The sequence below is a fragment of the Marinobacter panjinensis genome, from assembly GCF_005298175.1.
GTDB lineage: Bacteria > Pseudomonadota > Gammaproteobacteria > Pseudomonadales > Oleiphilaceae > Marinobacter > Marinobacter panjinensis.
Genome location: NZ_SZYH01000001.1, coordinates 2,155,880 through 2,169,033, shown reverse-complemented (window position 1 = coordinate 2,169,033; position 13,154 = coordinate 2,155,880). Strand labels below are relative to the sequence as shown.

13 protein-coding genes and 1 riboswitch are annotated in these 13,154 nt (G+C 58.6%); of the genes, 6 read left to right on the top strand and 7 right to left on the bottom strand.

Annotated features, from left to right (window positions below):
• The first annotated feature begins 117 nt into the window (after positions 1 to 117).
• From FDP08_RS09970 to FDP08_RS09960, 3 genes are read left to right on the top strand one after another with little or no spacing between them, the layout of a single operon-like run.
• The gene (locus tag FDP08_RS09970) at positions 118 to 1,071 is read left to right on the top strand and encodes an ABC transporter substrate-binding protein (RefSeq protein WP_137437287.1); all 954 of its coding nucleotides are present in this window, start codon (positions 118 to 120) and stop codon (positions 1,069 to 1,071) included.
• The gene (locus FDP08_RS09965; RefSeq protein WP_137435949.1) at positions 1,068 to 1,844 is read left to right on the top strand and encodes an ABC transporter permease; all 777 of its coding nucleotides are present in this window, start codon (positions 1,068 to 1,070) and stop codon (positions 1,842 to 1,844) included. Before FDP08_RS09970 ends, FDP08_RS09965 begins: the two co-directional genes overlap by 4 nt.
• Entirely contained in the window at positions 1,837 to 2,508 is a 672-nt protein-coding gene (locus FDP08_RS09960; protein ID WP_137435947.1) for an ATP-binding cassette domain-containing protein, read from the top strand. The genes FDP08_RS09965 and FDP08_RS09960 overlap by 8 nt, the downstream gene beginning before the upstream one ends.
• A 125-nt stretch (positions 2,509 to 2,633) precedes the next feature.
• Here the strand turns inward: FDP08_RS09960 and FDP08_RS09955 are convergent, their stop codons facing one another.
• From FDP08_RS09955 to FDP08_RS09940, 4 genes are read right to left on the bottom strand one after another with little or no spacing between them, the layout of a single operon-like run.
• Positions 2,634 to 3,440 (bottom strand): ABC transporter permease, encoded by an 807-nt coding sequence (locus FDP08_RS09955; RefSeq protein ID WP_137435945.1) that lies wholly within the window; start codon positions 3,438 to 3,440, stop codon positions 2,634 to 2,636.
• A gap of 1 nt (position 3,441) precedes the next feature.
• Complete coding sequence (locus FDP08_RS09950) at positions 3,442 to 4,164, bottom strand: ABC transporter ATP-binding protein (protein ID WP_137437286.1); 723 nt, start codon at positions 4,162 to 4,164, stop codon at positions 3,442 to 3,444.
• Positions 4,161 to 5,135 carry a YVTN family beta-propeller repeat protein gene (locus FDP08_RS09945; RefSeq protein WP_137435943.1) on the bottom strand — a complete coding sequence of 325 codons (975 nt, stop codon included), beginning with the start codon at positions 5,133 to 5,135 and terminating at the stop codon, positions 4,161 to 4,163. The genes FDP08_RS09950 and FDP08_RS09945 overlap by 4 nt, the downstream gene beginning before the upstream one ends.
• Before the next feature lie 31 nt (positions 5,136 to 5,166).
• Entirely contained in the window at positions 5,167 to 6,360 is a 1,194-nt protein-coding gene (locus FDP08_RS09940) for an ABC transporter substrate-binding protein (RefSeq protein WP_427901843.1), read from the bottom strand.
• Between the two features lie 261 nt (positions 6,361 to 6,621).
• On the opposite strand from FDP08_RS09940, the gene pedF reads away from it, so the two are divergent.
• From pedF to FDP08_RS09925, 3 genes are all read left to right on the top strand, one after another.
• On the top strand, positions 6,622 to 7,050 hold the full coding sequence (gene pedF / locus FDP08_RS09935; RefSeq protein ID WP_137435941.1) for a cytochrome c-550 PedF: 429 nt from the start codon (positions 6,622 to 6,624) through the stop codon (positions 7,048 to 7,050).
• A 50-nt stretch (positions 7,051 to 7,100) separates the two neighbouring features.
• On the top strand, positions 7,101 to 8,033 hold the full coding sequence (locus FDP08_RS09930; RefSeq protein WP_137435940.1) for a transporter substrate-binding domain-containing protein: 933 nt from the start codon (positions 7,101 to 7,103) through the stop codon (positions 8,031 to 8,033).
• A 191-nt stretch (positions 8,034 to 8,224) separates the two neighbouring features.
• Entirely contained in the window at positions 8,225 to 10,000 is a 1,776-nt protein-coding gene (locus FDP08_RS09925; RefSeq protein ID WP_137435938.1) for a PQQ-dependent methanol/ethanol family dehydrogenase, read from the top strand.
• An 84-nt stretch (positions 10,001 to 10,084) separates the two neighbouring features.
• On the opposite strand, the gene FDP08_RS09920 is transcribed toward FDP08_RS09925, so the two are convergent.
• The 3 genes from FDP08_RS09920 to FDP08_RS09910 all read right to left on the bottom strand — a co-directional run bounded on the left by FDP08_RS09920 (position 10,085) and on the right by FDP08_RS09910 (position 13,078).
• Positions 10,085 to 10,870 carry an ABC transporter ATP-binding protein gene (locus FDP08_RS09920; protein ID WP_137435936.1) on the bottom strand — a complete coding sequence of 262 codons (786 nt, stop codon included), beginning with the start codon at positions 10,868 to 10,870 and terminating at the stop codon, positions 10,085 to 10,087.
• Complete coding sequence (locus FDP08_RS09915; RefSeq protein WP_137435934.1) at positions 10,870 to 11,685, bottom strand: ABC transporter permease; 816 nt, start codon at positions 11,683 to 11,685, stop codon at positions 10,870 to 10,872. The genes FDP08_RS09920 and FDP08_RS09915 overlap by 1 nt, the downstream gene beginning before the upstream one ends.
• A 66-nt stretch (positions 11,686 to 11,751) precedes the next feature.
• Positions 11,752 to 11,865: riboswitch (guanidine-I (ykkC/yxkD leader) on the bottom strand.
• Between the two features lie 181 nt (positions 11,866 to 12,046).
• Positions 12,047 to 13,078: an alpha/beta fold hydrolase gene (locus tag FDP08_RS09910; RefSeq protein ID WP_137435932.1), complete on the bottom strand. Its 1,032-nt coding sequence runs from the start codon at positions 13,076 to 13,078 to the stop codon at positions 12,047 to 12,049.
• Positions 13,079 to 13,154 lie beyond the last annotated feature (76 nt).

Genomic DNA, 13,154 nt, shown 5'->3' with positions numbered 1-13,154 from the left:
CAAAGTACTATTCTTGCGCGGCGGCGGGCTTCGTATCGTGGAAGGATGAACCTACAACCAATAACAAAGCATGCTCCCGACCCATTTGCAGCCAGTGCCCGGTCCATCCGGCTGACGATGCGGGCTCTGCTTCTCGTATTTTTGTTGGCGGGACTCGCCCACGCCGGGGACGAAGCTGCCACACCGTTACCCGCGCTTTCCGTCAGCGTGCTGCAGTTCGGCACCGCCCACTGGGAGCTGGACCATATCCTGCACCAGGGCCTGGACCGACAGAACGGCTATCGGCTTGAACTGAAACTGGTGGCCAATCTTCCAGCCTCCCGCCTGGCAGTGACCAGTGGCTCCGTGAATGGCGCGGTGGCCGATCTCCTGTGGGCACAGTCCCGGTTTCAGGCAGACACCCCCTACCTGTATGTGCCGTTCTCTTCCAGGATTGGGGAAATTGTGGTGGCAGAGGGCTCCGGTATTCGCGCTGTCCCGGATCTTGTCGGCAAACGGATCGGCGTCGCTGGCGGGCCAGACAGCAAGGGCTGGATACTGCTCCTGAAGGTTGCCGGGCAGCAAGGGGTCAACCTGGATAAGTCCGCCAGCGTCCAGTTCGCGGCACCACCCCTGCTGAGCCAGGCATTGAAGCGGGGCCAGGTGGATGTGATCGTCACCTACTGGCATTTTGCGGCCCGCCTGCGGGGTGAGGGCGGCTGGCGCTCCGCGTTCGGCATGGCAGACTTGCTGACCGCGATGGATCTGGACCGCAAGCTGCCGGTTCTGGGATATGTGTTTCCGGCTGATTGGGCTGAGGGCCATGGCGCGCTGATTGATCGTTTTGCCGCCTCCTTGAGCCAGGCGAAGATGGAACTGGCGGACGACGAATCTCACTGGCAGCGGCTGCGGCCTCTGATGGGTAATCCCGAAGAGGGGGTGTTTCAGGTGCTGAAGGAAGGATTTATCGCAGGGAAACCCGCTCCACAAACGGATCAGCGGATTGCTGATTTGCATCGATTGCTGGTACTGACCGGGGCCGAAGCTGACAACCTGATGCCGGCAGGACTTTTCTACCGGAGGCAGCCGTGAGCAATCGCTCCGGTCGCCCCCCGGCCTGGAGCTATTGGGTGGTATTGCCCGCGTTCGTCCTGCTTTGGGGGGTGGCTGCCTGGTTGCTCCAGTCACCCTTGTTACCCACACCCCTGAACGTTCTCGATACCCTGATGCTGGAGGCTGCCTCCGGCGAACTCTGGCACCATCTGAGTGCCACACTGGGGCGCGTTATCGTGGCCTTTACCCTAGCCATGTTCGTCGGTACTGCAATTGGTGTGGTCATGGGCAGGTCAAAAACCACCAACGCTCTGTTTGACCCCCTGCTGGTACTGCTGCTCAATCTGCCGGCGCTGGTCACCATCATTCTGATGTACGTCTGGTTCGGCCTGGTGGAGGTGGCCGCGGTGATGGCGGTGGTCATCAATAAGGTGCCCAATGTTGCGGTGACTGTCCGCGAAGGGGCGCGAAGCCTGGATTACCGCCTCGAAGAAATGGCCACCGTCTACGACTTTACTCGCTGGCAGCGGTTTCGCGAGGTCTGGGTGCCGCAACTGTTTCCCTATCTCATGGCCGCTACCCGCGGTGGGCTGGCACTGATCTGGAAAATTGTTCTGGTGGTGGAACTACTGGGCCGCTCGGATGGCATCGGTTTCCAGCTACACATGGCCTTCCAGGTATTCGATGTAGCCGCCATCCTCGCCTACAGCCTGGCATTTATTGCCGTGGTCCAGCTCATCGAACTGGCCATCCTGCAGCCCCTCGAGCGCCGCTCCAGCCGCTGGCGTCAGCCGGAGGCCGCCCATGCTTGAACTGCAGATCGCCGGCCGCAGTTTTGGCCAGCCGGTGCTGGGGGAAGTGTTTGCCACGATAGAGCGGGGTGACCGCATCTGCCTGTTGGGGCCGTCGGGGATTGGCAAAACGACCCTGTTAAACGCCATCGCCGGGCTGGATAAAACCATTCCGGCGGAAGCCATTATTGGTCGTGAAAAACTCCGGGTGGGTTACCTGTTTCAGGAACATCGGTTGCTGCCCTGGCGGACTCTGAATGCCAATCTACGGTTGGCGGGAGCGAACCATGAGGAAGCGCAAGCGCACCTGGCCAGTGTGGGGCTGAAGGGCTATGGCCACTATCTGCCGGACCAGTTGTCTCTGGGTATGGCCCGGCGGGCGGCGTTGGCCCGTTGCCTGGCGGTGAAACCTGACCTGCTGTTGCTGGACGAGCCTTTTGCGTCACTGGATCCGGTGATGGCGGGTGAGCTGAAGACGCTGATTGCGGGGATTCTGGATGGCAATCCGGGGATGGCGATGATTTGCGTGACCCATGATGGGGGGGATGCGGAGATATTGGCCAATCGGTTGTGGTATCTGGATGGGAAGCCGGCTCGGTTGCAGTGGGATGACAGGGTTGGTGAGCCTGGACTTATCGATGGGTTGTTGGGGAAGCTTCGTCGGCTGGATCTTGCGGATTCCTGAGGGGGTGTCGGATTACGCTTCGCTAATCCGACCTACGGAGAACAGGCTGGCACGGAGCCCAAGCCGAACAGGACGTCTTGAGGCGTGTTTTGGAAGCCTCTCCCCCACAACCCACTACCACCCAATCAAGCAGGCTTGGAGGTACCAAGGATCTTGGTGCGCTGAGGGCGGAATCCGGTCGTCGCGAGCAATGCAAAAACAACGGTCACACTTGCGGTTATCCCGAAGGCCATCGGGTTCCATTCCAGATAGAGAGAAAACCGGATGGCCTCTACCGCGTGGGTGAAGGGATTGAACTGGCAGATCCAGTAGAGCCAGGGGCTGGCTTCGTTCATTCGCCACAGGGGATACAGGGCGGATGACATGAAGAACATGGGGAAAATGACAAAGTTCATCACTCCGGCGAAGTTCTCCAGTTGCTTGATCCAGGTTGCTATCAGCAGCCCAAGGGCGCCGAGCATCAGGCTGGTCAGGATAAGGGCAGGCAAAACCGCCAGGTAGCCCCACAGCGGCGGCTCCACATCCACCAGCAAGGCCAGCAGCAGGAATACATACACCTGTCCCACCGACACCACGCCCATGGCCAGCAGCTTGGTTACCAGCAGGAACGGTCGCGGCAGCGGACTCATTAATAGCACCCGCATACTGCCCAGTTCCCGGTCATACACCATCGAAAGCGCCCCTTGCATGCTGTTGAACAGAATGATCATGCCGCACAGCCCGGGGGCGATGTAGGTCTCGTAGGTGATGTAGGTCTGGTAGGGCGGAATGATGGAAATGCCCAGCACCGCCCGGAAACCGGCGGCGAACACCACCAGCCACAACAGCGGCCGCACCAGGGCGCTGGCAAAACGGGTTCGCTGCTGCCAGAAACGCAGCCATTCCCGGGTCTGGATGCCAGCGAAACAGTGCCAGTAATGCGCAGCTTTCATATCAACCGGCTCCTGTGAGGGTGTGGAAGGTTTCCGCCAGGTCGCGGGTGCCTTCGGCTTCGCAGATGTCATGCCCCGCGCCGTCGGCCAGCAGTTTGCCTTCATGGAGGATCAGCACCCGGTCTTCCGGGCGAACCTCCTCGATCAGGTGCGTGGCCCATAGCACGGTCAGGCCATCGGAGTCACAGAGCACGCGTACGTGATCGTTCAGCCCCCGGCGGCTGGCAACATCCAGTCCCACCGTGGGTTCATCCAGCAACAACACCGAAGGTTCATGGAGCAGGGCACGGGCGATCTCCACCCGCCGGCGGTGGCCGCCGTTGAGTTTTCGCACCGGTTCATTCGCCCGTTCAAGCAGTTGGAAACGGGTCAGCTCGCGATCGCCCCGGAGGCGAGCCTCTTTGCGAGAGAGACCATGAAGCGCGGCGTGATAGAGCAGGTTCTGACGCACGGTCAGATCCAGATCCAGGGCATTCTGCTGGAATACCACGCCAATTTTGCGCATGGCCTCGGCCGGTTGATTTTTCAGGGATTGCCCGGCCATCAGAATATCGCCCTGTTGCAGCGCAAGAAGCCGGGTCAGCAGGCCGAACAGCGTAGACTTGCCGGCGCCGTTGGGCCCCAGCAGGGCATGAAAACCGCCAGAGGTCAGCTTAAAGCTGACCTCCTTGAGCACCGGTTTGTCGCCGTAGCGAAAGCTGAGGTTACGGGCTTCAATGGTCATGAAGTGGGATCGATGACCACGCCCCATGGGAAGCGGCCCACCTTGATGGACTTGATCACCTTCAGCTCTTCCACATCGATGACCGACACGTCGCTGGAAACGCCGTTGGTGGTGTAGAGAAACTTCTCGTCCTTGTCCAGGTCCAGCTGCCAGACACGGGCGCCTACCAGCAGGTAATCCAGCACTTCATAGGTCTGGGCATCCACCACAGCTACGTGGTTGGAGGGGCCGAGCGCCACGAAGGCGTACTTGCCATCCGAGGTGAGCTCGATGCCCACCGGCTGAACCCGATCCTGGGGCACACCCTTGATCTGGAAATCGATTTGCTTGATTTCCTCTATGTTGTCCACGTTGAAGATGTGCACGGTGCCGCCGATCTCTGCCGAGGCCCAGGCAATCTTGCTGTCTTTGGTGAACTCGACGTGACGCGGGCGCTGGCCCACCACGGTGTTCTTATCGATTTCGAAGGTTTCGGTGTTGATCCAGTGCAGCATGCTGGAGGTTTCACTGGTATTCACCGCCCACTTGCCGTCCGGGCTGACCGCCATGCCTTCCGGTTCCACGCCAACATCGATCTGGGCCAGAACGTCCTTGGTTTCCACATCCACCACCGTGACGATGGCATCGTCTTCATTGGCGATGTACAGGTGGCGGTTGTTGGGGTGCAGGGCAAACTGCTCAGGGTCCTCGCCGGAGGGCAGGGTGTCGACGATCTTGCGGGTGGCCAGGTCCAGTACCTGGACGGTGTCGTCGTCACTGGCGCAGATATAGAGCTTGGTGTAGTCCTTGGACAGCAGGATACCCCTCGGCCGGGCACCTACCTCAATGGTGTCCACCACTTCATTGGTTTCCGTATCAATGACGGAGAGGGTGTTGTCCTTCTCGTTCGATATGTACGCCAGGCTCGCCAGCGCCGGACCGGAGAGGCCAATGGCGGCTGCCAGGGCTGCGATCTTGAAAGCATTTTTCATGGTCGGTGTTCCTTGTTGTTCTTCAGTGAAGTCAATGGATCCTGCAGTCACTCTCCGGCTTGTCGTAGCCCAGGGTGTCCAGTTCGGAGTCGGGATGCAGGAAGCCTTCAAGTGGTGGCGTCGCAACCAGCCCTTGCGGATGAACCAGGGGGATTGGCTGGCGGAGTTGCCCGTTCCAGGGGCGATAAGTCAGCTTGCGGCCTTTGAAGGCGGCGAGCTGGAAATCATCGGAAAACAGATACTCGCGAATGTTCGAGTGGCCTGCCTTACCGAGCCCGGTAACGGTGGTGCCGATGGAGCGTATGGCGGCCCAGGCGGCATAGTCTTCGCTGTTCATTTCGCGCCCGGCCAGTTCCCGGAAGCGGTTCTGCAGCTGTGCCGCACCCCATGCCTCAACCACACGGTGCCAGGCTTCCGGCCCCATGCCCTGGGTGCCAACCACCGGTCGCGGGAGCCAGGTGTTGAACGGCACGTATTCCCCGAAATCACCACGCACGTCTGCGACTACCACGGCATCGTAATCACTCGCCTGGGTGAAGGTGGGCAATTCTTTGGAAGCGGTGCGGCGCAGGTCCGAATCGAAGGTCCAGGGTTTGTCAGCAATGATGTCCAGGCCGAACCGTTTGCTGGCGCGGCGGAAGGCATCTGCCCAGGCTTTGTCTTGTTCGGTTGGGCCGGTAATCAGGAACACTTCTTTCCAGCGCCGCATGTTCAGCCACTGGGCAAGGGCATCGGTCAGCATGGCGTAGGAGGGAATGGTATGCAGGAGGTTGGGCTGGCATTCACTGATCCGCAGGCTATCGTCCGAGGCACCGGCGTTGAACAGTAACGCTTTACCGTCAGCCTTTCTGGCCATTGCCTGCAGTGTGTCTGCGGGAACGCGGGCCACCAGCAGATCAATGCCGTTCTTCAGCATGCCATCAAGGGCGGCCAGGGCTCCCTCTTCATCGCTGGCGATGACGGACTCAACAGCATACCTCTGGTCCAGAAACTTGCCGGTGGCATTATTGTCGGCAATCCCCAGCTCGGCCCCGCGCAGGCCGGCGTCTTCCGGTTCCGGAGTGACATTGGAAAGGACCGGGCCCTGGTCAGGCACCCATTGGATGTAGCCAATTCTGACCTCAATAGCTATCGCTGCAGCCGGAGCCAGTAGCCAGCTACAGAGCACTGACGTAACCAATAGCCTGCCTTTTGAAATCATGGTTGCGGCCTTCTCTGTGTGCATTTTTTGTTCTTGCAACCAGCTTAGAGAAGGGAGGTAGCCGTCGAAATATTCAGAAAGTAGGAAACTGGCGGTACTAAAGAACTATTCTTGGGGCCCCACCTGCGGTAATCCCTCCTCAACCTACTACCAAGGAACTAGAACGAAGACGCCAAAGTGGCATTCTGATCACTATGGCGTGTTCCTAGACTTGGATGAGGTAGCTGGCATTGCATTCACAACAAACAGCCAGCGCACGGGGATTCAAAACAGAGGTATAACAACATGTCAGTTTCTTTTTCACTAAAGGCCATGGTTGCCGCCGGTTTACTGGCGACAGCAGGTTTCGCCATGTCTCACGGGGATGTCACGCCCCAGGAAGTGGATACCGGAAGCCTGCCCGATCTGGGGAAGGAAGCCCTGACGGAAAACCCGTTTCGCGAAGGTAATGAACACGGTGACAAGCATGCTGAGGCCGTCAAGGTGGGCAAAAGTGGTTACGCAGGCAACTGCGCGGTTTGTCATGGCATTGAAGCCATGTCCGGGGGTCTGACGCCCGACCTGAGAGAGCTTTCGGAGTGGGACGATGAGTATTTTATCGGACGTGTCATGAACGGCACAGGGCGAGGCATGCCGTCGTTCAAGGATAATCTTGATCAAACCGCTATCTGGGCCATCAAGACGTACGTTGAGTCAGTCCCGCCACCCCAGTAATAAGGGTGCAGGGTGCTTTTTAATGGCTGGAATTTCCGGGAGATGATTTTATGAAGTCAGCATTTTACGCCTTGATGCTGGTACTGCTGCTTGTGGGCATCAGCCAGGTACAGGCTCAGCAATCCCGCAGCCTGATTCCGGACCGAACGCTGGATATTGTTCAGGATTCCGGCTATCTGAATGTTGGCATGTACAAGGATTTTCCGCCTTATTCCTACGAAGTGAATGGCGAGGTTCGTGGTGTGGACGCGGACCTGGGCCGCCGCATTGCAGAGGGGCTGGGCGTGGAATTTCGTCCCTACTGGATTATCCCGGATGAAAGCCTGGGTGACGACCTGCGCAACCATATCTGGAAAGGGCACTATCTGGCGAAAACCCGCATAGCGGACATCATGATGCGGGTGCCTTACGACAGCACCTTCAAGTACATGAGGGACTCCACCGGTGAAATGATCAACGAGCAGGTGGTTTTCTTCGGCCCCTACCAGCAGGAGCGCTGGCAGATTGCCTTTGACAAGAGCCGACTGGACGGCGTTGAAACGGTTGCGGTGTTTCAGTATCACCCGATCGGTGTGGAGATCGACACGCTTCCTGCCACCTATCTGACGTCCGCCTTTGGTGGGCGGCTGAGGAATCAGGTGCATCATTACGGGAACGTCGGAGAGGCATTCCAGGCTATGGAGCAGGAAGAGGTTGCCGGCGTGATGGGTATGCGGGCGGAAATAGAGCACCAACTGGCGGCCCATACCGGCAATGGTTTTACCAAAGCCGGGAACGGCTTCCCCGGGATGACCAAGCAGGTGTGGGACTTGGGCCTGGCGGTTCGCCACACACATCGGGCCCTCGGATACGCCATCGCAGCGATTGTTGATGGCATGGTCAGATCCGGAGAAATGGCAGAGCTCTACGCCAACCACGGACTCTCTTACAGCCGCCCGGGCTATTACGACGAGATTCTCGGCCCCGATAAAAATGGGGAATAAGGCAATGCCCGCTGTTCTGGCCCGCCGTGTGCGGGCTTTTTTGTGGGGGTCTTACTACCAAGTGATGAGAAAACCTGTTCGGGCGATTAATTGTTGCGATTGCGGGTGAGGCCAAGAATGGAGTTTAGAGGCGGGAAGAATTCCCGGTTCGCTGCACACACTGACAACAAGAGACTTTGGAGAGCGCAACCATGAGATCGAATCCGTTCGGTAAACAGTTTGCCGCCAGTGCCCTGGCGCTGGCTGTATCACTGGGGGCCCATGCGGTCACCGATGAAGATATCCTGAATGACCATAACACTGTCGATGATATCGTAAGCTACGGTATGGGCGTTCAGGGCCAGCGTTTCAGCCCGATGGATGCTCTGAACACAGATAACGTCCGGTACCTGCAGCCGGCTTGGGCATTCTCATTTGGTGGCGAGAAGCAGCGGGGCCAGGAGTCCCAGCCATTGATCAAGGATGGCGTCATGTATGTGACGGCGTCCTATTCACGGGCTTATGCGATTGATGCGCGTACCGGCGAAGAAATCTGGCAATACGATGCCCGTCTTCCGGATGGCATCATGCCCTGTTGTGATGTGGTCAACCGGGGTGGTGCTCTTTACGACGACCTGTTTATTTTCGGCACCCTGGACGCCAAGCTCGTGGCCCTGAACAAGGACACCGGCAAGGTAGTCTGGATCAAGAAAGTTGCGGATTATCAGGCCGGTTACTCAATGACGGCAGCCCCGCTGATTGTCAAAGGCAAGCTGATTACCGGTGTTTCCGGTGGCGAATTCGGCATTGTCGGCAAGGTTGAGGCCCGCGACCCGAACACGGGTGACCTGCTGTGGATGCGTCCGACCGTGGAAGGTCACATGGGTTATGTCTATAAAGACGGCAAGGAGATTGAAAACGGTATCTCCGGTGGCGAAGCCGGCAAGACCTGGCCTGGCGACATGTGGAAGACCGGTGGCGCGGCAACCTGGCTGGGTGGCACCTATGACCCGGATACCGACTCGCTGTTCTTCGGCACCGGTAACCCGGCCCCGTGGAACTCTCACCTTCGCCCGGGTGACAACCTGTTTTCATCCTCACGCGTCGCCATTGATCCCGACGATGGCAGCATCAAGTGGCACTTCCAGACCACGCCCAATGATGGCTGGGATTACGACGGTGTGAACGAGCTGATTTCCTTTGATTACGAAGAAAACGGCAAAACCGTCAAGGCAGCTGCCACAGCGGACCGTAACGGCTTCTTCTATGTCCTGAACCGTGAGAACGGTGACTTTATCCGTGGCTTCCCGTTTGTGGACAAGATCACCTGGGCCAAAGGCCTGAATGAAGATGGCAGCCCGATCTACAATACCGAGAACGGTCGTCCGGGCAACCCGGCTAACGCCGATGGTGAGAAAGGTGAAACGGTCGTTGCCTTCCCGGCGTTCCTGGGCGGCAAGAACTGGATGCCCATGGCCTACAGCCAGGACACCGGCCTGTTCTACGTACCATCCAATGAATGGTCGATGGATATCTGGAACGAGCCGGTTTCCTACAAGAAAGGTGCTGCCTATCTGGGTGCCGGCTTCACCATCAAGCCCGCAAACGATGAATTCATCGGTGTCCTGCGTGCCGTAGACCCGAAAACCGGTGAGGAAGTCTGGCGCTATAACAACCCGGCCCCGCTCTGGGGTGGCGTACTGGCCACCGCAGGCAACCTGGTCTTTACCGGCACGCCGGAAGGCTACCTGAAGGCGTTCGACGCCAAGACGGGTGAAGAGCTCTACAAGTTCAATACCGGTACCGGTGTTGTCGGCACACCCGTAACCTGGGAAATGGACGGCGACCAGTATGTATCCATTTCCACTGGCTGGGGCGGTGCGGTTCCGCTCTGGGGTGGCGAAGTGGCCAGGGTGGTCAAGGACTTCAACCAGGGCGGCACAGTCTGGACCTTCAAGTTGCCGAGTGACCGGGTTGCCGCTAACTGATCTGGCGCAACGCCGATGCTATCTGGGTTTTTCAGGGGCTGCCTTCGGGCAGCCCCTTTTTTGTTGGCACGATGCCGGGTCCACTCAGGCTGCCTGATGGCGGGCTGTCTGGGCAACCGAGTCGTTGATGTCTTCGAACAGTTTGCTGTTGACCTGGCCGATGGGCAGGTCATAGGTAATGGTCGCACCGAATGCTTCGGGGTCGTGCGGGTCGTGACGAACCTTGTCAAAGACCAGTAACCGGGTTCCCAGATAGAAGCCTTCTTTCAGGTCATGGGTGACCATGAAAATGGTGGTTCCCGTTTCCTGCCACAGCTTCAGCAGCAGATCGTGCATATCCTTGCGAATACCCGGGTCCAGGGCACCGAAAGGCTCGTCCAGCAACAGTACACGCGGACGCATGATCAGGGACTGGGCGATGGCCAGGCGCTGTTGCATGCCGCCTGAGAGCTCATGGGGCCATTTGTCGGCCGAGGCTTCCAGACCAACCGATGTCAGCATCGCGTCCACCTTCTCCAGGGCTGCGCGACGGGCGCTGCCAAACAGTTTGCCGAGCCAGGGCTTCTGCTTGAGTTCCAGGCTCATCAGAACATTCTGGCGTACGGTCAGGTGCGGGAACACCGAGTAGCGCTGGAACACGATCCCCCGGTTTCGGTCCGGTTCTCCCGGAAAGGCCTCGCCTTCCAGCAACAACTCGCCGCGGCTCGGGGTTTCCTGGCCCAGCAGCATTTTCAGGAAGGTGGATTTACCGCAACCTGAAGCGCCAACGAGCGTACAGAATTCGCCCTGTTTCACGCTCAGGTTCAGGTTTTCCAGTACCACCAGATCGCCATACTCTTTCCAGAGATTATTAACCGTAATAAAGCTCATCAGTGACCTCCTGCGTTGTACCACGGGAACAGCCTGCGGTTGGCAAGTCGCAGACACTGATCGATGACAATGGCAAGAATGGTGATCCAGATGACATAGGGCAGAATTACGTCCATGGCGAGATATCGGCGAACCAGAAAGATGCGATAGCCCAGGCCTTCGGTGGAGGCGATGGCTTCTGCGGCAATCAGGAACAACCATGCCGGGCCCAGACCCAGACGCACGGAGTCGATCAGACGTGGCAGAACCTGGGGCAACACCATGCGTGTAATGACCTGCCAGGAGTTGGCACCGAGGGTCTGGATCTTGATCAGTTGCTCGCCGGGAAGTTCCCGCACCCGCTGTGCCACATCCCGCATCATGATGGGTGCTGTGCCGATAACGATCAGCATGACCTTGGAGAGTTCTCCAAGGCCGAATACGATAAACAGGATAGGCAGTATCGCCAGGGGCGGGACCATGGAAAGCGCTGACACCAGTGGTGCGAGGTTTGCTCTTACCAGCGGCAGTGCGCCATTAAGAACGCCCACCACCAATGCCAGAGAAGCGGCAATGGTAACCCCGATTCCAAGGCGTTGCAGGCTGGCGGTGGTGTCCTGCCACATCAGGTAGTCACCGCTGCGCCGGTCTTCCTGAAAGGCCATGCGGTCCACTGCGGCGGTCATCTGTTGCAGACCGGGCAGCAGTTTGTCGTTGGGATTCTCAGCCAGGCGCTCCTGGGAGGCAAGGCTGTAGATCAACATGATCAACAGGAAGGGAAGCAGGCCAAGCAAAGTGGCTGAAACACGCCCTGGGTGTCGGTTGATCATTCGCATAGGTTATCTCCTCTGGTCACACAACACGGCACGTTCATCGCGGGCAACAGCATCCCTTGCGATTCAGTCTCCCGGGCTTTTGTCCCGCCGTGTAACCTCCCAGAGGTCGGTAACTCTTGGACCAGCCATCCGGGCTGATGATGGTCATCTGCCCGGACCGGAACCCTAGTCACCCATTGTGTTCGTTGTCTTCGCCGCATGCCTCGCGGTGTTGTTGTGAACGGATCCTGGTATTAAACCGTCTGTCCAGAGTAGTGCAGGTGGCGTGCCAGCTTCGTAAAACGGGAATAACCAGCGCTTTCAGGCCGATTACCGGCAAAAATGTGCGCTATAGCGGTGCGTGGCCGTTTCGGGTGCACTGTCATGGATCTCTCTTCGACAGCAGCGAATGAGCTGCGGCAAGAATTTTTTGATGGCTCTGGCGCTCTCGCCCCGCACCACCGGCAATATGCCCCCACTCTGATGGCAGGACTTCAAGCGAGGCTCCCGGCATTTGTCGGGCGTCATGCTGGGCATCCTCGGCGGTAAAGTAGAGATCTGTGGTGCTGGGCATTACCCGGGTTTGTACGGTGAGTGTGGCAAGCGCTGCCGTGTAGTTGCCCTGAAACACCGGGTTGTCGCTGATATCGCCCCGCTGCCAGGTGTCCAGCACGGCCAGCAGGTTGTTGGCGTCCTGTGCCAGGTGATCTTCCTCCCAGAATCGCAATAGCGCCTCGACAGAACCGAATCCGAGCTCGCGCCAGAGCTCATGACGGAAGAACGCCTGGGAATAGGCCCAGCCGGCATACACCCGGCCAAACGAACGGAGCCCCCTTTCTGGTGGACTCCGATAGTGGCCATCCTGAAAAGCCTGATCACAGGTCAGGGCGGCTTTAACGCCTTCCAGAAACACCCGGTTATGGGGATAGCAGCGCGCCGTGCAGCAGGTGGCCAGCACCGCATGAACCTGTTCCGGAAACAGACAGCCCCATTGCAGTGCCTGCATACCGCCCATGGACCAGCCCATCGCCAGGGCAATGCTGGCACCACCGAACACGTCGTCCACCAGGCGTTTCTGCAGCATCACATTGTCGTAAAGAGTGACCGCGGGAAAGCCGGGGCCGGCCTGTTGCCCCCGGGTGTTTGATGGGGACGAGGATTCCCCGGCCCCCAGCAGGGACGGGATGACGATGCAGTACCTGTCAGGGTCCAGCGGGCTGGCGCCGCCAACCCAGGGATGGTTGCCCGTCGCTGCACCACCATAGTACGTGGGCAGCAGGATCAGGTTGTCTTTTGGTGCATTCAGCTCCCCGATCTGGTGGTAGTGCAGGCGGGCAGAGTTCAGGGTTTCACCGCTGGAAAGGGGCAGGTCGCCCGCTTCAAAATCATCTTTAAGCCACTGCTTTACCGTCATTTCTGGCCTCTCTTTCCGTGCGGTTTCCAGGTCCTGAATCGACCTTTTGTTAATTATATATACACGCTGGCATGTA

What these genes read in the sequence shown, in the direction of transcription:
- FDP08_RS09960 (WP_137435947.1), top strand. Translation starts at nt 1,837, where the DNA reads ATGCTTGAACTGCAGATCGCCGGCCGCAGTTTTGGCCAGCCGGTGCTG.
- FDP08_RS09945 (WP_137435943.1), bottom strand. Translation starts at nt 5,135, where the DNA reads ATGAAAAATGCTTTCAAGATCGCAGCCCTGGCAGCCGCCATTGGCCTC.
- FDP08_RS09950 (WP_137437286.1), bottom strand. Translation starts at nt 4,164, where the DNA reads ATGACCATTGAAGCCCGTAACCTCAGCTTTCGCTACGGCGACAAACCG.
- pedF (WP_137435941.1), top strand. Translation starts at nt 6,622, where the DNA reads ATGTCAGTTTCTTTTTCACTAAAGGCCATGGTTGCCGCCGGTTTACTG.
- FDP08_RS09925 (WP_137435938.1), top strand. Translation starts at nt 8,225, where the DNA reads ATGAGATCGAATCCGTTCGGTAAACAGTTTGCCGCCAGTGCCCTGGCG.
- FDP08_RS09915 (WP_137435934.1), bottom strand. Translation starts at nt 11,685, where the DNA reads ATGCGAATGATCAACCGACACCCAGGGCGTGTTTCAGCCACTTTGCTT.
- FDP08_RS09920 (WP_137435936.1), bottom strand. Translation starts at nt 10,870, where the DNA reads ATGAGCTTTATTACGGTTAATAATCTCTGGAAAGAGTATGGCGATCTG.
- FDP08_RS09970 (WP_137437287.1), top strand. Translation starts at nt 118, where the DNA reads ATGCGGGCTCTGCTTCTCGTATTTTTGTTGGCGGGACTCGCCCACGCC.
- FDP08_RS09910 (WP_137435932.1), bottom strand. Translation starts at nt 13,078, where the DNA reads ATGACGGTAAAGCAGTGGCTTAAAGATGATTTTGAAGCGGGCGACCTG.
- FDP08_RS09930 (WP_137435940.1), top strand. Translation starts at nt 7,101, where the DNA reads ATGAAGTCAGCATTTTACGCCTTGATGCTGGTACTGCTGCTTGTGGGC.
- FDP08_RS09940 (WP_427901843.1), bottom strand. Translation starts at nt 6,360, where the DNA reads ATGCACACAGAGAAGGCCGCAACCATGATTTCAAAAGGCAGGCTATTG.
- FDP08_RS09955 (WP_137435945.1), bottom strand. Translation starts at nt 3,440, where the DNA reads ATGAAAGCTGCGCATTACTGGCACTGTTTCGCTGGCATCCAGACCCGG.